This window comes from Cognatishimia activa (assembly GCF_017798205.1).
Taxonomy (GTDB): Bacteria; Pseudomonadota; Alphaproteobacteria; order Rhodobacterales; family Rhodobacteraceae; genus Cognatishimia; species Cognatishimia activa_A.
In genome coordinates, this window is sequence record NZ_CP060010.1 from 2747788 (window position 1) to 2767438 (window position 19651).

The following is a 19651-nucleotide window of genomic DNA, read 5'->3' on the forward strand; positions in this document are numbered from 1 at the left end:
AAGTTCCGATTGCCATCTGGGCACCGGATTATGTTTTGCCACCTTGTACCACGTCTACTGTGGTTAGAGCAGGGCTACAGGGGGAAAAATCAGGGGATTTCGGCGATTTTATGCTTAATTGTCACGCGCTACGCCTTCCAAGAGCGGCACAAAGCGCACGGGGCGCAGCTCTTGGTAGTCAAATCCCGTCTCAGAACGTGTGACTTTGATCATGCTTTGCACGGTATCCGACTGCCCGACAGGCAGCACCATAATGCCGCCGACCTTCAGTTGTCCTAGAAGCGGGCCTGGGGTGTCCTCTGCGGCGGCGGTGACGATGATACGATCAAACGGGGCCTGATCGGGCAGGCCAAAGCTGCCGTCTGCCGTGAAAGCAGTGATATTGCCCAGATCCATAGATTCAAAGATCGACTTGGCCTCGGCCACAAGGCGGCGGTGACGATCCACCGTATAGACGCGTCGCGCAAGCTGGCTGAGGATCGCAGCCTGATAGCCAGAGCCCGTGCCGACTTCGAGAACCTTATCGCGCGGGCTCACGTCGAGCGCTTGTGTCATCAGGCCCACGACTGAAGGCTGGCTGATGGTTTGACCGCAGGCAATCGGCAGCGGCATGTCCTCATAGGCGCGGTCTGTGAAGATTCCCTTCACGAAAGGACCCCGGTCGATGGTTTCCATCGCGGTTAGAACACGCGCATCCGTGACGCCCTTGCTGCGCAGGGCGAACATAAACCGCATCTTTTGTTCAGCGAGGTCGTCCTGACTCATTCGATCCCCCGGAAGGTGTCGAGCATATCATGCGCGGTGTAATCCGCGCGCATCGGGGTGACGGAAATGTAACCTTCTAGGTTCACAGCCACATCCGTTTCCGGATGCGAGGGCGCGCGTTGATCGCCACCGGTGACCCAGAGGTATTTGCGTCGGTTGGGGCGTTCTTGCAGCTCGACGCCGAAGTTTGTGCCCGCGCGACGACCCTGTGGCACGACTTTGGTGCCCTTGACCGAAACGGCGGGAACTGGCGGGAAGTTTACGTTGAAGAAAAGCTTGTAAGGGTTTGAAGACTCAGCATTTGTTGCAAGGATCTTGCGGATGATGTCCGCCCCATGCTGGGCCGAAGCCTCAAAGGGATTGTCCAGAAACGCATTGTCTGGTCCGTAGAACTGAGACAAACCAATCGCGGGGATACCCTGCAAAGCACCTTCTAGTGCCGCGCCCAATGTGCCTGAATAGGCCGCGTTCTCACCCGAGTTATTGCCCTTGTTCACGCCAGACAAGATCAGATCCGGCGCGCCGTCTTTCATGACCTCATAGATCCCCGCAAGGACGCAATCGGCGGGGCTGCCTTCAACGGCAAAGCGGCGTTCGCCAAATTGCGTGATCATGGTGGGATGGGCGTAGCTGATGCAATGGGCGACGCCGGATTGCTCAAAGGCTGGCGCGACGGTCCAGACCTCTCCGTCGGGGCCTGCGAGCTCTTTGGCGATGTCTTCCATCACCGACAGACCCTCGGCCTGAATCCCGTCGTCATTGGTGATGAGAATGCGCATGCTCCGCCCCATGTCTTAGATGTTAACCCTGTCTAGAACGCAGGGCGCATGCGGGCAACCACCCTTGGCGGTGACGCGGCGATTTAGAGCAAACCTGCCGCAGTCAAAAGTCGCGTTGCCTCATCCCTCGGCGCAGTCAGAGCGCCGCGATCTTCGCCGGGGTAGAACCGCGCCCGAGTGCTGGTTGGCATGGGGTTCGGCGTCAGGATCGAGACTTTGGTATCCGTGCTTGTGCATTCCGCCTGCCAGCTTTTGACAAGGGCGATCTGAGCGGCCTTGGTTGCGCCGTAGGCGCCAAAGAACTTTTCGCCGGCGCTTACGTCATCAAAAAACACGGCCTGTGAGCCCGCGCCCAAAAGCGGCGAGATATAGGGGATCAACGTGCCCATTGCGGTCACATTGGTCGCAACGGATTTCGCCCAGTCTTTCTGGTCCATATGGCTGGCAGGCGCCAGCGGGGCCGCGTGCACCGCCGTATGGATCCACAGATCCAGCTTGCCCCAACGGTCATGGATCGAGCGACACAACTGCGCCATAGCGTCAGCTTCGTTCACATCCATAGGCGCGAGCGTCGCCGCGCCGCCTTTGGCTTTGATCGCGTCGTCCAGATCTTCAAGACCGCCCACGGTGCGCCCGACCGCAACCACGTGATATGCTGGCGAAAGAGCCTCGGCGCAAGCGAAACCAAGGCCGCGGGATGCGCCGGTGATGAGAGCAATTTTATCGTTCATCGGATCTGTGTCTTTTCTAATGATATAAAGGCCTTAAGAGGCCATTGTTGCCGCGTTCCAAGACGCGCCCTGCGCGGGCATATCCTTGATCTTGGCACTCACCCGGCCGCTTTGTTCCAGCTGGTTCAGATAGTCCTCGCCAACGCCGGTGACATAGTTGCCGTCAAAGCAAGAGCAATCGAAGGTTTCAATGTCCTTGTTGCCCTCATGGGCCGCCCAGATCAGGTCTTCGAGCTTTTGATAGATCAAACCATCTGCACCGATCTCTGCACAGATTTCCTCAGTGGTTTTGTCATGGGCGATCAGCTCGTGGCGGGTTGGCATGTCGATGCCATAGACATTCGGGAATTTCACCGGAGGTGAGGCAGAAGCCACATAGACTTTCTTCGCGCCTGCTTCGCGACACATTTCCACGATTTTGTGCAAGGTGTTCCCACGCACGATGGAGTCATCGATCAGAAGAACATTGTGGCCCTCAAATTCCAGAGGTACTGCATTGAGTTTGCGGCGCACGGATTTCTTACGCTCTGCCTGACCGGGCATGATGAACGTCCGGCCCACATAGCGGTTTTTCACCAGACCTTCGCGGTATGGGATGCCCATAGATTTCGCGACCTCAAGCGCCACCGGACGGGCGCTGTCAGGCACTGGAATGATGCGGTCGATGTCAAAACCGGCTTCTTTGATCTGTTCCGCCAGCGTTTGACCCATCCGCATCTGGGTTTTGTACACGGAAATGCCGTCCAACAAGGAATCTGGCCGCGCGAGATAAACATATTCAAAGATGCAGGGCGTCAGATTGCCCTCGGCACACTGAGACGTATGCATCTTGCCATCCAGATCGACCAGAATGGCTTCACCTGCCGCCACGTCGCGGATTTTCTCAAAGCCGTTGATGCCAAAGGCCACGTCCTCAGACGCAAAGCAGAATTCTTCGACGCCATTGGCGTTCACACGCTTGCCGACCGACAGGGGCCGAATGCCGCGCGGATCGCGGAAGGCCATGAGGCCCACGCCTGCAATCATGGTGATGACGGAATAAGCGCCCTGAACGCGCTCCATCGTCATGCGCACGCCTGCAAAGATGTTGCGGACAGGATCGGAATTGCCGTTCACCTTGATGCAGTCAAAGATCTTATCCGCCAGAACGTTCAGCAGGATCTCGGAATCCGAGGTTGTCCGCAGATGGCGGCTGTATTTCGCGGTGACTTTCTCACCTTGTTCGGCCGTATTGGTGATATTGCCATTGTGAACCAAATAGATCCCGTAAGGCGCGTTCACAAAGAAAGGCTGGGCCTCAGAGGCACTCAGAGAGCCCGCCGTCGGATAGCGAACATGGCCAATACCAACGCGGCCCGTCAGGACCTCGGCATCGCCTGCGCCAAAGACGTCTTTCACCAGACCATTGGCTTTGCGTTCGCGAAAGAATTCTCCGTTATAGGTCACCATGCCCGAGGCATCTTGACCGCGATGCTGCAACATCAGCAGACCGTCATAGATCTCGGCGAAGACGTCATCGCTTTGGTTGGAAATGCCAAGAATGCCGCACATGAGCAGTCTCCGTTCAGAGTCGGGACGCGAGGTGATGAACCAAGCGCGCGTGTTTGGGGAGCGGATGGACGGAGTCTGTCAGGGGCCGAATGCACGCGTCTTTAGAAGGGCGGGGCAGGTGGCAGGACAAGCTGGGCTCCGAATCCAAGGGGTTCTTGCGCATCCTATAGTTGCTTCGGTCGAGTATGTCACGAAAGTAACAATGGACAATTTGTCTATGGGTGTAAAAACTTTGGCCACAGATCAGAAAGCGAGAGGCGTGACATGACGCAAGCCAAGATCCGTCAGCTTACGGCAGAAGAGCTGCCAGAGATGCGCGCGCTGAATGCGCTCTTTGCGCGCTGCTTTGATGATCCTGCGAGTTATGCGGAAAAGAAGCCCGATGATGCCTATCTGCGCGCGCTTTTGGCAAAGCCCCATGTTCTGGTGATGACCGCGCATATGAATGGGGTGCTTTGTGGTGGCTTGGTGGCCTATGAGCTTGAGAAATTCGAGCAGTCGCGCAGCGAGATCTATATTTACGATCTGGCAGTGGATGCAGGGTTTCGCCGCCAGGGCGTCGCCTCGGCTTTGATCGCAAAGATCAGTGACGTTGCTGTGGCGCGCGGAGCATGGGTGAGCTTTGTGCAGGCAGACTATGAGGACGCCCCAGCACTCGCGCTCTATGAAAAACTCGGCATACGCGAAGAGGTTCTGCACTTTGATATCCCGCCGATGGGCAAGCCGGCGGGACAGGGGTCTTAGACCGAAGGTTTAGTTACAGGAGCCAACCAGCTGCTCGTATTGGGTGGTGATCCAGCCCAGAGCCTGCTGAGGGTCACGGTCTTCGATCTGCTGTGTCATGCGGCTAAAGACTTGCGCCGAGCGGCTTTGGTCCACCATGTCGATGCTTTGGTTGACCATGACGGTCTCGTAGACAAAGAAGGCGATCGCGACCAAAAGGATGCCGCGCAGGACGCCGAAAATGAACCCAAGCGCCTGATCTATGCCGCCAAGGGCTGATTGCTGCACCATCGAGGCAAAAAGCGGCGTGAAGAGTGACACAACCACAAGCGCCACCGCGAAAACGGCGGCGAAGGCAGCGATCACGGCCAGTTCGCAACTGTCAGCAAGGTAATCGCCCAGAACCGGGATCTCTTTGACCAGAGGCTCCACCTGCGGAGCAAAGACAAAGGCGAGCACTGCGGCGAGAACCCAGCCCAAAATCGCCATGCCCTCGCGCACGAACCCGCGCGAATAGGCCAAAAGGGCCGAGAGGATGATGACGCCTGCGACAACGCCGTCGATAATTGTAAAGCCGTCCATTCTGCTTCCTGGTCTACCTGCTTCTTGAGGCGGTTACCCGGCCCCGAATATATCCCCAACGAATTGCGCCAGATCACTGAATTGATTTTGGGCCATGCCCTCAACCTTTGCAGCTTTCCCACCAACTGGCGCTATTGCAGATGTGAAACCAAGTTTTGACGCTTCTTTCAACCTATTTTCGGTCTGGGATACCGGACGCAGGGCTCCGGACAGTGAAATTTCGCCGAAAACGGCGGTTTTTGCCGGAATCGCACTGTCTTCGCGCGCAGAAATCAGGGCCGCGGCCACGGCGAGGTCGGCAGCAGGCTCGCTGATTTTCATCCCACCGGCGACGTTAAGGTAAACATCAAGGCCCGTGAAAGGGATGCCGCAGCGCGCTTCGAGCACGGCGAGGATCATCGCAAGGCGGCTGCTGTCCCAGCCGACAACGGCGCGTCTGGGCTGGGCATGAGGGCTGGGGGCAACGAGCGCTTGCAGCTCGACCAGCACGGGGCGGGTGCCTTCGATGCCCGCGAAAACGACAGATCCCGGCGCGGGTTCGCCGCGTTCGGCCAGAAAGAGCGCTGAGGGGTTAGTGACCTGGCTAAGGCCACGGCCGGTCATTTCAAAGACGCCGATTTCGTCGGCAGCCCCGAAACGGTTTTTGACGGCACGCAGCACGCGGAACTGATGGCCGCGCTCGCCTTCGAAGTAAAGCACGGTGTCGACCATGTGCTCGACGACGCGGGGGCCTGCGATTTGGCCCTCTTTGGTCACATGGCCCACGATCACAATCGCCATGTTTTTGCGTTTGGCAAATGACGTGAGTTCATGGGCTGCGGCGCGGACCTGACTGACGGACCCGGGGGCGGACCCGACGGTGTCGCTCCACATGGTTTGGATTGAGTCGATGATGGCGAGCTGGGGCTTTTCCTGATCAAGCGTCGTGAGGATATCGCGCAGGTTGGTCTCGGCGGCGAGTTGAACAGGCGCGTCTGTCAGTTGCAAACGTTGCGCGCGCATGCGGACTTGGGCTGAGGCCTCTTCGCCGGAAACATATATGGTTTTCAAACCTTTGCGGGCGAATTCTGCAGCGGCTTGAAGGAGAAGCGTGGATTTGCCGATCCCGGGGTCTCCGCCCACAAGGATGGCTGAGGCGGGCACAAGACCGCCACCCAACACACGGTCTAGCTCGTTGACGCCGGAAAGCGTGCGAGGTGGGGGCGTCTCTTCATGTCGCAGGTCAGTCAGCGTAATCGACTTGCCTTTGGAACTGCCAAGCGTCGCGCTTGACGGGCCGGATGAGATCGGCGTGTCCTCGACGATGGTGTTCCATTCGCCGCAGCCATCGCATTTGCCGGACCATTTGGTGAAAACTGACCCGCAGGCGGTGCAGGAGAAGGTGGTTTTGCTCTTTGCCATGTTCTCGTTTTACCCCAATTTTGAGTTTGGTCAATTGGGGAAACGTCGGGATGTCTCCGGCGGGGATATTTTGGGCGAGAGAAAGGTTAGGCGGTCAGCACGGCAGTGGCTGCGGCATAGAGCAGGACGAGTGCGTCGTACCAGCGCAGTCCGGCAAGGCGCACGACGCGGGCTGCAAAGAAAAGCGTGAGGATCACGCAGGCGGCGTTTGTGAGCAGGAGGAGCGGGCTGGCGGTGTCTCCGCCACGGGTGACGAAGATATGCGCGCTGACGGCGCAGCAGGCGAAGATCAGCGAAAGGGTCGAGAGACGCCCGGCTTGCTCGCTTTGCCTTCCGCGCGGGTAAGCGGCGAGGGCGACGATCAGGGGGAAGAATGTGATGAGCAGGTCTGTGGACATGGGCGCTTTGTTCAGGGTTTTGCGCGCGCTGTCAAATGGCTGATGGCGAGGGACGCGAGGACGCAGGCGGTGAAGAGGTAGAGGCCCCAGGCGGTTTCCACGGTGGCGAGGCCGACGCCTTTGACGACGGTAATATAGAGCGCGATCAGGAAGATATCGGCCATAGCGAGTTTGCCGAGGAAAGTGAGGGCGGGCAGGGTCTTACGATCCAGAAGGTCGAAATGGATCAGGGCGAGGCCGAGGGTTTTGGCGATGGGAGCGAAGAGTGCGAAGAGGAGTACGATGAGCGCCAGCACGACGTCGGCTTGAAAAAGGCTCGCGAGGCCCGAGATGATGGAAATTTCCGAGAGGCCGAAGATCGGGAGGAGGCCTGCGCGCATCAGTGGGGCGAACCAGCTGATGGGGAAGAGGATGAGGAGGGAGAGGTTGAGGAGCCGGAGCATGCGTTATCGCACCGCTTCAATCGGCCCCTCCGCGGACCCTGTGATGAACTGTTCCAAATAGGGATCACCGCTGGCATCCATATCCGCAACTGGTCCGGTCCATTGGATGACCCCATCGTGCAGCATCGCGACCTTGTCGGCAATCGCGCGCACGGATGTCATGTCATGCGTAATCGTCATGGCCGTCGCGCCCATTTCGACAACGATTTCCCGGATCAGATCGTTGATGACGCCGGACATGATTGGATCTAGCCCCGTGGTCGGCTCGTCAAAGAAGATGATCTCGGGCTCCGCCGCAATCGCGCGCGCCAGACCGACTCGTTTTTGCATGCCGCCTGAGAGCTCTGACGGAAAGAGATCGGCCACATCAGGGGTCAGGCCTACGCGGCGGAGTTTTTCAATCGCGATCTCGCGCGCCTCTGCTTTGGGGCGCTTGAGCGCGCCTCGCAGAAGACGGAAGGCGACGTTTTGCCAGACGGTCAGGCTGTCAAAGAGGGCACCGCCCTGAAACAGCATGCCAAAGCGCGCCAGAAAGGCGTCGCGGTCAGCACCAATGCCTGCGTGGGTGACGTCTTCGCCGTCGACGATCACCTTGCCCTGATCCGGGGTCACAAGGCCTAGGATGCTTTTGATGGTGATGGACTTCCCGGTGCCCGAGCCTCCGATGATCACCATGCTTTCGCCTTTGGGGACATGCAGATCAACGCCCCGCAGGACGTGTTTGGGACCAAAGGATTTATGGACGTTATCAAGCGTGATCATTGGCTGAAAAACACCGATGTGAGAATGAAGTTGGCGGCGAGGATCAAAACGGCAGCGGCTTGGACCGAGGACTTGGTGGCCTCGCCCACGCCCTGCGCGCCGCGGCCCGAGTTCATACCGAAGTAGCAGCCCATCGTGGCCGCGATGCCTCCGAAGGCGCAGCCCTTGATGAGCGAGCTGATTATGTCTGATATTTCAAGGAAGTTGACGGTGTTCTTAATGTAGCTTGCAGGGTTGAAACCAAGCTGGCCGGTGCCGACGACGAAACCGCCATAGATGCCGATGATGTCTCCGATGCCCACAAGGATCGGCACGACGATGAAAGCGGCCAGAACCCGTGGTGCCGTCAGGTATTTCATCGGATGGGTCGAGAGCGTCACCAAAGCGTCGATCTGTTCTGTGACCTTCATGGTGGCAATTTCAGCGGCAATCGAGCTGGTCACGCGAGCGGCGATCATGAGGCCCACAAGAACAGGGCCAAGTTCGCGCACCATGCCGATGGCGACGATCTGCGGCACCACTGCTTCGGCCGAGAAGCGCGCGCCGCCGGCGTAGATCTGGAGCGCCAAAGCGCCTCCTGTAAAGAAGGCGGTGAGGCCGACGACAGGCAAGGACAGCCAGCCGATCTGCAAGAGCGCGGTCAGGAACTCGCGGAAATAGAAGGGTGGGCGGAAAATATGGCTGATGCCTTGGGCGGCAAAGATGGCGACCTGTCCGATGGTGGCCAAAACCGCCATCGTCAATTGCCCCAGATAGCGCAGTGGCGCGAGGAGGATCATGAAGAATACCGCCGTTGATAGCGTGCACCTAAGGACGTCAAGATCTCATACCCGATAGTGCCAGCCGCATCGGCGAGGTGGTCGACCGTTTGGTCCTCGGTGAGAATGTCCAACTCGCGCGGGTCTTCGCCCAGATGGGTGATGTCGACGCCGATCATGTCCATCGAAATGCGTCCCACGATGGGGCAGGCGGTAGAGCCGTGAAAGAGGTTCATCTTGGGCCCCATGGCGCGGATCAGACCGTCAGCATAGCCCGCCGCAACCGTTGCAATGCGGCTGTCGCGTTCGGCGATCCAGGTGTTGCCATAGCCAACGCTCTCGTTTTGCGCCACATCGCGCACCTGAATGACGGGGATCGAGACATGGGCGACCGGTTCCGCCTTTTCAAATGGCAAGCCGCCGTAAAGCCCCACGCCCGGGCGCGTCATGTCGAAGTGATAGTCTTTGCCCAAGAGGATGCCGCCTGTGGCCGAAAGGCTCTTAGGTGTGCTCATGCCCTCGGTCATGGCCAGAAAGCTCTCCAACTGATGGGCGTTCATTGGGTGATCCGGTTCATCCGCGCAGGCCAGATGAGACATGACCAATGTCGGGTTCTGAGGTTCCGCCAACTCGCGCAGCGCGGCCCATTCTCCGGGCTCCATGCCAAGGCGGTTCATACCGGTATCAAGCTGAATGCCGAACGGATGGTCAGGCAGGGCTTCGACATGGCGCAGCATCTGGTCGATGGAGTTCAGCATCGGCGTCAGATGCAGATCGCTGATCATGTCGGTGTCGCCCGCCATATGGCCCGAAAAGATATTGATCACAGGCCCGGGGCCAAGCGCTTGGCGTAAGGACGCGGCTTCCTCTGTCGCGGCCACAAAGAAGGTGCGCGCGCCCGCATTTGCGAGGCTGCGCGCCACGCGATCCGCGCCCAGGCCATATCCGTCTGCCTTCACAACGGCGGCAGTTTCGCAGCCTGTCATGGCGTCCAAAGCGCGCCAGTTGTTGGTCAGCGCCGTGAGGTCGATGGTAAGCGTTGCTGTGGCCATATCGTGGGTCTACTCGGGCTTTGTGTCATTCTTGTTGAGGACCATAGGGCCCCTCAGGACTTCCTGCCAGAGTCCATGGTCTCCGACAACAAATTTTAGACGGAAAGCTGATCAATCGCGAGGTCAATCGCGTGTTTGGCCTGTTCCGTGCGGATCGCGGTTTCCAAAGAGGTTGGCAGTTCATAGGCCGCGTCGTCCTCTAGGTCTTTTTCGTCAAATAGCTGTTCTATATCAGGGCAGTAGGTGGCGCGGATGTTTTCGTTAAATTTGGCATGATGGGCCATGATCTCGCGCCGCAGTGCTAGCGACAGGCAGTCACCCGACCGGATCGCGCCCTGAGGTTTAATGGCAATGATTTTACGGATGATATCGCGGGTATTGATATCAGTACCCGCGCGGCGCATGTCGCCCAGCTGTTCAGAAACCTCTCGGCTGAGCGTGGCATTGCTGGACGGCAGGTCATAGCCCTCGGCCAATTCGCGTGACAGGCCGAGAATATGGGCGAAATCCTGTTGCACGTCGCCATTTGGGAAATTTCGCCGCTCAAAGGGGCGGACGATAATGTTTTCCTGCCCAAACACCTGAGAGAACTGGCGTAGAACGCGGCCATAGTAGAGGTCGATCTGTTCGCGGGCGAAATCCTCGGGATCGCCTTGATAGCGGCCGTTTTTAACGCGCTGTTTGTACATCGCCTCGGCATATTTGTCCTGCCGACGGATGTAGGCGATGACCTTGGTCTGGCGTTTGATCCGGCGCGGGAAATGGGTGTCAAACCATGGCGCGAGCCCACGGCGAAAGAACATTTCGGACGAGATCACATGGGTGACATCCGGCGCAGCTTTGATTTCAGCCACCATAGCCTTGGCAACCTTCTTGCCGCCGTTCTGATTGATCGCCTGCAAGACCGAATTATGCGCGATATTGGTGCGGCCTGCCGAGACATAGTTCACGCCCTCGGCCGCCAGTGCGTCGGCTTTGTTCTTCAGAAAGCCCTGAATAGAGGTGGTCCCGGTCTTTTGCGACCCAATATGCAGGATCAGCCGGGGTTTCTCCATTAGAACTGCTGGTCCTGTTGCCACTGTTTGACGAGGTTGCCAAAGCGGGTGAATTTGGACTCAAAGCTCAGATCCACCGTGCCAATCGGGCCGTGACGCTGCTTGCCGATGATGACTTCTGCGCGACCGTGCAGGCGTTCCATTTCCTCTTGCCACATGGACATTTTCTCGAGGTCATGTTCGCCGGGGCGCTCGCGTTCTTTGTAGTATTCTTCGCGGAACACGAACATCACCACGTCGGCGTCCTGTTCGATCGAACCGGATTCCCGCAGGTCTGAAAGCTGCGGTCGTTTGTCGTCGCGGCTTTCCACGGTACGAGACAACTGGGAGAGGGCGATCACCGGGATATTCAGTTCCTTGGCAATCGCTTTCATCCCCATCGAGATCTCACCGATCTCTTGCACCCGGTTTTCTGCCGTGCCGCGGCAGAGCTGCAGATAGTCGATGATCAAGAGATCCAGACCATGGGTCCGTTTCAGTCGGCGCGCGCGGGCGGCAAGCTGGGCAATCGGCAGCGCGGGTGTGTCGTCGATGAACAGGGGGCAGGCTTCCAGCGCCTTTGCGGCATCAACAAAGCGACGGAATTCCTGTTCGGTCATGTCGCCTTTACGGATTTGCTCGGAAGGAACTTCGGCGGCTTCAGACAGGATCCGTGCGGCCAGCTGTTCGGAACTCATTTCCAGCGAGTAAAACCCAACGACGCCACCTTCGATTGTTCCTTCGGTGCCATCTGGGCGGATGCCTTTCTTATAGGCCTTCGCAACGTTAAAGGCGATGTTGGTCGCCAGTGAGGTTTTCCCCATCGACGGACGACCCGCGAGGATCAGAAGGTCCGAGGGATGCAGCCCCCCGAGTTTCTTGTCCAGATCGATCAACCCAGTGCTGACGCCGGCAAGGCCGCCATCGCGCTGATAAGCGGCGTTGGCGGTGTTGACGGCCTCGGTGACCGCTTTGAGGAAAGAGACAAAGCCGCTGTCGGTTTTGCCTTGCTCGGACAGTTTATAGAGCGCTTGCTCCGCCTGAACGATCTGCTCTTTGGGCTCTTCAGTCACGTCCATCTTGGTCGCGCGGGTGGAGATCGACTGACCGAGCCCAATCAGCTCGCGCCGGATCGCCATGTCGTAGATCATCTGCGCATAATCTTTGGCTGCATAGGCCGAGATCGCAGCGCCTGCGAGGCGGGCGAGGTAGGCAGGGCCGCCGAGTTCCTTGAGCCCTTCGTCATCCTCAAGAAAGGCCTTCAGCGTTACCGGAGAGGCGAGGTTGTTCTTGGCAATCCGTGCGGCGGCGACCTCATAGATGCGGGAATGGACCGGATCATAGAAGTGGCTCGCGTCAATCACCGAGGCCACACGGTCGAAAATATCGTTGTTCGTCAGGATCGCACCGAGAAGCTGTTGTTCAGCCTCGATCGAATGCGGCATAGGATCGCCGTCTTGAGCCTCAGGGACACCCGGATTTATCGTCGTTAGCTCGTTCATGCTGCTCCCCCGGTCATTCGCGGGTCTTGTTTTTATCCGCGTGCCCCTGAGCAGAGGTGATAGCGGTTTTGGGTGGCTCGTCCTATCAGGAAATCTCTGTTGATAAGAGGCCCTGAAGGATGTGGGTAAATTTCAGCGATTGCGCCGCCGGTCAGGGTTGCGCCTAGATATAGTGGCACACCCTGCGGGATCTGCCAAATATATCTTTGTTTGGGCCTGTCGAATCGGCGATTCCCTGTGAGTCGTCCACAGGCCATCCACAGGCGTTGCTGAAATTAGTCGCGCTTGTTGGCCTCTTGCCAGGCGCGTGGGTCGTTGAGGAATTTCTCGACCTCGGCCAGCGTTTCTTCTGGGAAGGTGCCCTGCGCGCGGGCCTCAGCCAGCACGTCCCACCAAGTGCACAGATAGTGCAGTTCCACGCCATGATCGCCGAGGGTTTTCACGGTCTCGGGGAAGATGTCGTAGTAGAAAATCACCGCTGTGTGGCCGCAGGACGCGCCAGTTTCGCGGATTGCGTCCACGAAAGACAGTTTGGAGCCGCCGTCGGTGGTGAGGTCTTCGACCAGAAGGACTTTATCATCCTCGGTCATGACGCCTTCGATGCGGGCGTTGCGGCCATAGCCTTTGGGTTTCTTGCGCACATAGGTCATGGGCAGGGCGAGGCGCTCTGCCACAAAGGCCGAAAATGGGATGCCAGCGGTTTCGCCACCTGCGATATTGGTGAAGGCCTCAAAACCTGCGTTGCGCATGACGGTGACGGACATGAAATCCATCAATGTGCTGCGGATGCGCGGGTAAGAGATGAGCTTGCGGCAGTCGATATAGCTTGGGGACGGCAGGCCGGATGCGAGGATATAGGGCTCGTCGGTGTTGAAATTCACGGCCTTGATCTCAAGCAGCATGCGCGCGGTGAGGCGGGCGATTTCCTTTTGATCGGGGAAGCTGGTTGGGATCATGGTGTTCTGTCCTTTAGCGAAGCGTTAGTGGCAGGCGCCGGGAGCCTCCGGCGGGGATATTTAGGGCAAGAGAAAGTCAGGCGACGTCCCAGTAAACTGGGAAGCCCGGGTCAAAGACGGTGACGGGGCCGTCGCCGCCGTGGATCTTGTCGGGGAATTGAGTGGCGCTGTCTGACTTGGTCAGGGTGAGTGTGTCGCTGTTGACGGGCAGGCCGTAGAAGGCGGGGCCGTTCAGCGAGGCAAAGCCTTCGAGCTTGTCGAGTGCGCCGTCTTCTTCAAACACATGGGCGAGGAGCGCCATGGTGTTGGTCGCTGTGAAACAACCCGCGCAGCCGCAGCCGGTTTCTTTGGCGGCATCCACGTGGGGGGCTGAATCTGTGCCAAGGAAGAAGCGTTTGTCGCCGGAGGTGGCGGCGGCGCGCAGGGCGATGCGGTGCTCTTCGCGTTTGGCGACGGGCAGGCAGTAGTAATGCGGCTTGATCCCGCCCACGAGGATGTGGTTACGGTTGATGATCAGATGGTGCGTGGTGATCGTCGCGCCGAGGTTCTTGTCGTTGGATTTGACATAGTCGGCTGCCGTGGAGGTGGTGATATGTTCCATCACAACCTTGAGGTCGGGGTTTTCGCGACGAATTGGATCTAGCACTTCGTCGATGAAGACGGCTTCGCGGTCAAAGATATCGACGTGGTTGTGCGTGACTTCGCCATGGGTACAAAGCGGTAGGCCGATCTCGGCCATTTTTGCGAGCACAGGTTTGACTTTGTCAAAGTTCGTGACGCCTGAGGCCGAGTTGGTGGTCGCGCCTGCGGGATAGAGTTTAACCGCTTTGACAAGGCCGGATGCATGGGCGGCGGCGACGTCCTCGGGATCTGTGTTTTCGGTCAGATAGAGCGTCATCAGAGGCTCAAAGGACATATCCTCGGGCAGGGCGGCCAGAATGCGGTCGCGGTAGGCGGCGGCCTGGTCTCCGCGCACCACGGGCGGCACGAGGTTGGGCATGATGATCGCGCGGGCGAAATGGCGGGCGGTTTCAGGAAGAACAGCTTCCAGCATTGCGCCGTCGCGCAGGTGCAGGTGCCAGTCGTCTGGGCGGGCAATCGTCAGGCTTTGGGTCATGCCTTGGCAATTACACAAAAGGCGCCCGAGCGGAAAGAGGGTTTGGCGAGAAAAGCGCGCCTAAATTGGCGGCGCGCTTTCTTGGGTCAGAAAATGCCCTGACAGACGATCATGATTGCGCCGGAAATCACCACATAGCCCCCATCGATCAGGATCGCAGCGTTCGATTTTTGTGAGAACGCATCCTGCGCCATAACCATGCCCGCAGCGGCGAGGATGGCGACGATGGCAGTCGTGAGCGCTTCGATCTGGGCGGTCGTGCCGATCACCAGAGCCAAGAGGAAAAGGCCGATGACTTGTAGCCCCATGGCCATCCACGGCATTTGCTCGGGCGGCTCGGGCGAGATGCGTGAGCCGATGGCCCAGGTCTTGCCGAACATGAAAGGGCTAAAGGTCGCCCAGCCTGCGAAAAAGGCGGCGATGGTTCCGACGAGGATGGCCGTCCAGTTGAGAGCTTCGGTTTCCATGATGCTCTCCTATGCCGCCATATCGTCCAGAGCAGCGAGGATCGCGCCCCAGCCCGCTTGGTGATTGTCGCGCTTTTCTTCGTCATAGAAGGTCTGGTGTGTCAGGGTCACGCGTGTGCCTTCGGCGACAGGCTCAAAGTCCAGCGTGACTTCGCTTTCGGCAGGGGACCAGGCGCTTTCCCATGAAAAGATGATCTGAGAATGCGGGTCGATCTTTTTGTAAACGCCGCCATGAGGCATGTCGTCGGTGGCGTCTCGCATGATCAGGTCAAAGCGCCCCCCTTCGCGGGCATCAACCTTGGCAGAGGGCAGGGACATATCTGGCCCTGGCAACATGAATTTCTTGAGCATTTCCGGATCAAGCCAGGCGTTAAAAAGTTTCTCGGCAGGGGCTTTGATCACCCGATCAATGGACAGGCTTAGGTCCGTGCGTATCTCAGTCGTCGTCATTGGCAGTCTCCTCGTTAAATATATCCTCAAGCGCCTCTAACCTGAGGGCCCAGATGGATCGCAACTCGGCAAACCAAAGGTCGATCTGGCGCAGGGGCGCCATGTTCAGCTCGATAATATGTTCTCGCCATTCGGTGCGGCGCGTCACAAGGCCCGCGCGTTCCAGCACTTTGATGTGCTTGGAGACCGCGTTGAGGCTCATGTCGAAGTGCTTGGCCAAGGCGGTCACGCGTCCGGCCCCATTCTGAGCGAGCAGCGTCAGGATGGCGCGACGGGTGGGGTCGCTTGCGGCTTTCAGAACCTCTGAGAGCTGGGGATCGTCCTTTCGTTCAACCATATGGGTGAATAACATTGCGAAAGGCGTCAGTCAACCGTTAGGTGGAATGATGTTTGATACGTATATGGAGAGGGGGAAATATGAGGGATTACAGGATGATCGGAGAGATTTGGGCGAGCTTTATGCGGTTGCCGATGTGGGTGAAGCTCTGGATGGTGCTTTGGCTGGTGCCGGTGAATTTGGTGTCTTTGGGGTTCTGGGGGCAGGTGGAGCCGGTGTCTGGCATCACTGTCGCGCTTTTGGCCAATCTGGGCATGGCGTTTAATCTGCCTATCATGATGCGCGACAGGGGCATGGGCAAAGCGATGGCCTTGCCGCATTTGGTGTTCTGGACGCCTTTGGTGATTTTGATTGGTGTTGGGCTTGCGTCAGACGGAGGCGCTTCGGGCTATCGCAGCTATCTCGCGGTTCTTTTGATGACGAACCTTGTTTCTCTGGGTTTTGACTACAAAGACGCATGGGCCTGGTGGCGCGGAGATCGCGGCATCGCATAAAAAAACCCGGCGCGAGGGCCGGGTTCTTCGTATTCTATTTAAAGCCGTTTACTTCGGCAGAGGGCCAACCATCATGGTCATCTGACGGCCTTCCATCTTGGGCATGTTTTCGACTTTGCCCAATTCCTTGATGTCCTCGGCCACGCGTTCCAGCAGTTCACGACCAAGGTTCTGGTGGGCCATCTCGCGGCCACGGAAACGAAGCGTCACTTTGACTTTGTCGCCTTTTTCCAGGAACTTCACCACGTTGCGCATTTTGACGTCATAGTCATGCGTGTCGGTGTTCGGGCGGAATTTAACTTCTTTGACCTGAATGACGGTCTGCTTTTTCCGCGCCTCGGATTCACGCTTTTGCTGTTCGTATTTGAACTTACCATAGTCCATGATCTTGCAGACCGGCGGATTGGCGTTGGGCGAGATTTCAACGAGGTCGAGCTCGGCGTCAGCGGCCATTTGCATGGCTTTGGCAGGGTGGACCACCCCAACATTGTCACCATCTGCGCCAATCAGGCGGATTTCAGGGGCTCGGATTGCGTCGTTGACTCTTGGGCCAGTGTCGCGCTGTGGAGGCGCATTGTGTGGTCTGCGGGCTATGGTTTTGATCCTTCAATGGTTAACCGATTTGAGGCCGTAAGCTATATGCGCAGGCAGGGTGTTTCAAGCGCCTAAATCGCAGTTGATGCGGTAAATTTCCAGAGTTTCCCCCTATTTCTTTGGCCCCAATGCGCGTCTTTTGAGAGCAATCCAAGCGCTGCTTGCGCGCGGTGCGAAATAGGAAAGGATGTCTTATGAAATATATTGTTGGAATTGGGGTCGCGGCTTTGGTCGTTGTTGCGGGCTATCTTGCTCTTTCTACGCAGGAAGAGGCAGAGGAAACCATTACCATGCCAGTGACCACAACGGTTGAAGAAGCAGAGCCGGTGGTGACCGAAGAGGTTCAAGAGGTCGTAGAGACCGTGACCGAGCAAGCACAAAGCGCTGTTGAAACCGTTCAAGAGCAAGTGGAAACCGTGGTTGAGCAAGCCACGCAAGCCGCCAATGAAGCGGCAGAATCTGCGGAAGGCGCGGTAGAAAATGCTGTCGGCAATGTGGTGAATAGCCTTTCCGGCAACTGACCCGAGGTGCCTCAAACGAAAAAGGCCGCCCAGATTGAGGCGGCCTTTTTTGTAACGATCATAATCGCTTAGTCGAGGAAGGCTTTTTCCACAACGTAATGCGCTGGCTTAGAATTCGCGCCTTCTTCAAGGCCATAGGTGTTCTCAAACAGATCCTTGAGTTCCAAGTTGAACGCGAGGTTGCCGCAGATCATGGCGCGGTCGGTTTCTGGGTTCAGAGGTTCTACACCCAGATCCGCGAAGGCTTCACCCGATTTCATCAGGTCGGTGATGCGGCCCATTTTGGCGCTCTCTTCGCGGGTGGTGGTTGGGTAGTATTTGATTTTCTTCCAGAAACCCTCGCCAATCACTTCGTTCAGAAGCTCGTCGTCTTTGAGGCTTTCGATCAGTTCGCGGCCATAGGTCAGCTCGCCTGCTTCGCGGCAGGTATGCGTGATGATGACTTCGTCGAATTTCTCGTATGTTTCAGGCTCGCGCAGCAGGGATGCGAAAGGCGCGAAGCCTGTGCCGGTGGCAAAGAACCAGATGCGTTTGCCCGGGATCAGCGCGTCATGCACGAGGGTGCCCACAGGCTTTGGACGCAGGATGATGTCATCGCCCGGCTGAATATGCTGCAGCTTGCTGGTCAGAGGACCGTCCTGAACCTTGATCGAATAGAACTCCATCTCTTCGCCCCAGCTTGGGGAGGCGATGGAATAGGCGCGCAACAGTGGTTTCTGCTTGCCGGTCTCAGGATGCGGGTCGCCCATGAGGCCGATCATCACGAACTCACCAGAGCGAAAGCGCAGGCTGGCCGGGCGCTCGACCTTGAAGGAAAACAGACGGTCGGTCCAATGTTTCACCTCAAGCACTTTCTGTGCGTCGGGCAGAACAGGTTTCTTTGGGGCCTCGGTGGCGGTGTCTTGGGTCACTGCGGTTTGCTCGTTCATCATAAAATAAGGGCGGTCTCGTCGCCCTTCCTCTATCAGGTCTGTGCGGTATGTGCAGCGGGAAAAGCGTCATAGCTGCTATGCAGAACGCTCGTCCCGCTACGTTATCAGTCAGCGGCTTTGGCGCGCAGACGGTTTTGGTAGTCGTGCTCTTGCCAATTGGCGCGGAAGAGCCACTGGTCTTCGGGCTGGCGTTGGGCGAGCTCGTTGGAAATTTCGACTTCGTCAAAGCCTGAACGACGGGCCATGGCATATTGATCTGCGATCACATGGCCACGGGCGCGTAGGCGGCCCTGAAAGCCCTTCAGGCGCAGCTGGCGTGCGATGGTAAAGCCACGGCCATCTGCGGCGGCGGGGAAATCCACGCGGATCACATCGGCGTTCAGATGTGCGTCCAGATCGGACAGTTCAGCGTCCGAAGGCACGTCCAAAGCTGCCACGGAATTGGCTGCCTCGCCCAAAGCCACGAAGGCCACGTTCAGGTCATCGGCCGCAAAGCCTTTGTCAGTAATTACAACACTCATGCGTCTACTCCTGTGCGCACCATGGAGCCGTCTTGGCCAACATGGATGCCGCATTCGGTTTTAGCTTGCCCGCGCCAACGGCCCGAACGGGGATCTTCGCCTTCTTTGACTGGGCTTGTGCAGGGCGCACAGCCAATAGACGGATATCCCCGCGCAATCATCGGGTGTTTGGGCAGGCGGTTTTCTTCCATATAGGCGCGCACGTCCTCAGGCGCCCAGTGAGCCAGCGGATTGACTTTGATCCGACCGGTAAATTCTTCGACCTCAAAGAACTCCAGCGCGGCGCGGGTGCCGGCCTGAAAGCGTTTGCGGCCTGTGATCCAGCCATCATAGTCGCGCAACGCCTTCTGCAGCGGGCGCGTTTTGCGCAGCGCGCAACAGGCGTCCGTGTCGCGCTGATGCAGCGTGCGATAGGGGTCCTCGGCTGCCAGCGTCTTGTCACTTGCGGTGATGATCTTAAGGTTCGTCAGATGCAGACGCTCGGCCAGTTCCTGTTGATAAACAAGCGTTTCGGTGAAGAGAAACTGCGTGTCCACAAAGAGCACAGGCACATTGCGATCCACCATGGCCACAAGGTGCAAAAGCGCGACGCTTTCTGCCCCAAACGAGCTGACCATCGCTACATCGCCAGCCACCTTGTCGCGCAACGCCGCCTCAAGCACCGCGGTTGCGGAATGGTGCTTGTAGCGCGCATTCAGCGCGTCGACCTTTTCCTGCAAAGGATCAGGCCCAGCCGCCGCGCCGAAACGCAGCGGGGTGATGTCGGAAGTCTGGTCCATTC

At 58.1% G+C, this 19651-nt stretch carries 25 protein-coding genes; 3 read left to right on the forward strand and 22 right to left on the reverse strand.

Features of this window, described 5'->3' with window-relative positions; all coding sequences use genetic code 11:
* Window positions 1-114 precede the first annotated feature (114 nt).
* From HZ995_RS13500 to purF, 4 genes are all read right to left on the reverse strand, one after another.
* Entirely contained in the window at window positions 115-765 is a 651-nt protein-coding gene (locus HZ995_RS13500) for a protein-L-isoaspartate(D-aspartate) O-methyltransferase (RefSeq protein WP_209356186.1), read from the reverse strand.
* Window positions 762-1544 (reverse strand): 5'/3'-nucleotidase SurE, encoded by a 783-nt coding sequence (gene surE, locus HZ995_RS13505; protein WP_209356187.1) that lies wholly within the window; start codon window positions 1542-1544, stop codon window positions 762-764. Before surE ends, HZ995_RS13500 begins: the two co-directional genes overlap by 4 nt.
* Before the next feature lie 83 nt (window positions 1545-1627).
* On the reverse strand, window positions 1628-2275 hold the full coding sequence (locus HZ995_RS13510) for an SDR family NAD(P)-dependent oxidoreductase (protein ID WP_209356188.1): 648 nt from the start codon (window positions 2273-2275) through the stop codon (window positions 1628-1630).
* A gap of 33 nt (window positions 2276-2308) precedes the next feature.
* Entirely contained in the window at window positions 2309-3826 is a 1518-nt protein-coding gene (gene purF / locus HZ995_RS13515) for an amidophosphoribosyltransferase (RefSeq protein ID WP_209356189.1), read from the reverse strand.
* Between the two features lie 264 nt (window positions 3827-4090).
* Here purF and HZ995_RS13520 point away from each other — a divergent pair, with 264 nt between their 5' ends.
* Window positions 4091-4570 carry an AAC(3)-I family aminoglycoside N-acetyltransferase gene (locus HZ995_RS13520; RefSeq protein WP_209356190.1) on the forward strand — a complete coding sequence of 160 codons (480 nt, stop codon included), beginning with the start codon at window positions 4091-4093 and terminating at the stop codon, window positions 4568-4570.
* A 9-nt stretch (window positions 4571-4579) separates the two neighbouring features.
* On the opposite strand, the gene HZ995_RS13525 is transcribed toward HZ995_RS13520, so the two are convergent.
* The 14 genes from HZ995_RS13525 to HZ995_RS13590 all read right to left on the reverse strand — a co-directional run bounded on the left by HZ995_RS13525 (window position 4580) and on the right by HZ995_RS13590 (window position 15808).
* A complete protein-coding gene (locus tag HZ995_RS13525) occupies window positions 4580-5131 on the reverse strand; it encodes a CvpA family protein (RefSeq protein ID WP_209356191.1) in 552 nt (183 codons plus the stop codon).
* Window positions 5132-5164: 33 nt separating this feature from the next.
* Window positions 5165-6532: a DNA repair protein RadA gene (radA, locus tag HZ995_RS13530; protein WP_209356192.1), complete on the reverse strand. Its 1368-nt coding sequence runs from the start codon at window positions 6530-6532 to the stop codon at window positions 5165-5167.
* Window positions 6533-6618: 86 nt separating this feature from the next.
* Window positions 6619-6930, reverse strand: a complete 312-nt coding sequence (locus HZ995_RS13535) for a hypothetical protein (protein WP_209356193.1) — start codon at window positions 6928-6930, stop codon at window positions 6619-6621.
* Window positions 6931-6941: 11 nt separating this feature from the next.
* A complete protein-coding gene (locus HZ995_RS13540; RefSeq protein ID WP_209356194.1) occupies window positions 6942-7373 on the reverse strand; it encodes a paraquat-inducible protein A in 432 nt (143 codons plus the stop codon).
* Between the two features lie 3 nt (window positions 7374-7376).
* Window positions 7377-8135 (reverse strand): ABC transporter ATP-binding protein, encoded by a 759-nt coding sequence (locus HZ995_RS13545; protein WP_209356195.1) that lies wholly within the window; start codon window positions 8133-8135, stop codon window positions 7377-7379.
* Window positions 8132-8914, reverse strand: a complete 783-nt coding sequence (locus tag HZ995_RS13550) for an MlaE family ABC transporter permease (protein ID WP_209356196.1) — start codon at window positions 8912-8914, stop codon at window positions 8132-8134. The genes HZ995_RS13545 and HZ995_RS13550 overlap by 4 nt, the downstream gene beginning before the upstream one ends.
* A complete protein-coding gene (alr, locus tag HZ995_RS13555; RefSeq protein WP_209356197.1) occupies window positions 8911-9945 on the reverse strand; it encodes an alanine racemase in 1035 nt (344 codons plus the stop codon). Before alr ends, HZ995_RS13550 begins: the two co-directional genes overlap by 4 nt.
* Before the next feature lie 95 nt (window positions 9946-10040).
* A complete protein-coding gene (locus tag HZ995_RS13560; RefSeq protein ID WP_209356198.1) occupies window positions 10041-11000 on the reverse strand; it encodes a hypothetical protein in 960 nt (319 codons plus the stop codon).
* Window positions 11000-12481, reverse strand: a complete 1482-nt coding sequence (locus HZ995_RS13565; protein ID WP_209356199.1) for a replicative DNA helicase — start codon at window positions 12479-12481, stop codon at window positions 11000-11002. Before HZ995_RS13565 ends, HZ995_RS13560 begins: the two co-directional genes overlap by 1 nt.
* Before the next feature lie 275 nt (window positions 12482-12756).
* A complete protein-coding gene (locus HZ995_RS13570) occupies window positions 12757-13437 on the reverse strand; it encodes an orotate phosphoribosyltransferase (protein ID WP_209356200.1) in 681 nt (226 codons plus the stop codon).
* A gap of 76 nt (window positions 13438-13513) precedes the next feature.
* Window positions 13514-14554 (reverse strand): dihydroorotase, encoded by a 1041-nt coding sequence (gene pyrC, locus HZ995_RS13575; protein WP_209356201.1) that lies wholly within the window; start codon window positions 14552-14554, stop codon window positions 13514-13516.
* An 86-nt stretch (window positions 14555-14640) separates the two neighbouring features.
* On the reverse strand, window positions 14641-15021 hold the full coding sequence (locus HZ995_RS13580) for a DUF1761 domain-containing protein (RefSeq protein ID WP_209356202.1): 381 nt from the start codon (window positions 15019-15021) through the stop codon (window positions 14641-14643).
* Window positions 15022-15030: 9 nt separating this feature from the next.
* Window positions 15031-15471 (reverse strand): SRPBCC family protein, encoded by a 441-nt coding sequence (locus HZ995_RS13585; RefSeq protein ID WP_209356203.1) that lies wholly within the window; start codon window positions 15469-15471, stop codon window positions 15031-15033.
* Entirely contained in the window at window positions 15458-15808 is a 351-nt protein-coding gene (locus tag HZ995_RS13590) for an ArsR/SmtB family transcription factor (protein WP_209356204.1), read from the reverse strand. Before HZ995_RS13590 ends, HZ995_RS13585 begins: the two co-directional genes overlap by 14 nt.
* 95 nt (window positions 15809-15903) lie before the next feature.
* Between HZ995_RS13590 and HZ995_RS13595 the strand changes: the two genes are divergently transcribed.
* A complete protein-coding gene (locus tag HZ995_RS13595; RefSeq protein ID WP_209356205.1) occupies window positions 15904-16302 on the forward strand; it encodes a hypothetical protein in 399 nt (132 codons plus the stop codon).
* A 48-nt stretch (window positions 16303-16350) separates the two neighbouring features.
* Here the strand turns inward: HZ995_RS13595 and infC are convergent, their stop codons facing one another.
* Complete coding sequence (gene infC / locus HZ995_RS13600) at window positions 16351-16905, reverse strand: translation initiation factor IF-3 (RefSeq protein WP_339402678.1); 555 nt, start codon at window positions 16903-16905, stop codon at window positions 16351-16353.
* Between the two features lie 185 nt (window positions 16906-17090).
* On the opposite strand from infC, the gene HZ995_RS13605 reads away from it, so the two are divergent.
* Entirely contained in the window at window positions 17091-17417 is a 327-nt protein-coding gene (locus HZ995_RS13605) for a hypothetical protein (protein WP_209356206.1), read from the forward strand.
* A 68-nt stretch (window positions 17418-17485) separates the two neighbouring features.
* Here the strand turns inward: HZ995_RS13605 and HZ995_RS13610 are convergent, their stop codons facing one another.
* The 3 genes from HZ995_RS13610 to HZ995_RS13620 form a co-directional block, all read right to left on the reverse strand.
* Window positions 17486-18346, reverse strand: coding sequence for a ferredoxin--NADP reductase (locus HZ995_RS13610; protein ID WP_209358275.1), 861 nt, complete (start codon window positions 18344-18346; stop codon window positions 17486-17488).
* A gap of 107 nt (window positions 18347-18453) precedes the next feature.
* Complete coding sequence (locus HZ995_RS13615; RefSeq protein ID WP_209356207.1) at window positions 18454-18870, reverse strand: DUF934 domain-containing protein; 417 nt, start codon at window positions 18868-18870, stop codon at window positions 18454-18456.
* Window positions 18867-19649: a phosphoadenylyl-sulfate reductase gene (locus HZ995_RS13620; protein WP_209356208.1), complete on the reverse strand. Its 783-nt coding sequence runs from the start codon at window positions 19647-19649 to the stop codon at window positions 18867-18869. Before HZ995_RS13620 ends, HZ995_RS13615 begins: the two co-directional genes overlap by 4 nt.
* Window positions 19650-19651 lie beyond the last annotated feature (2 nt).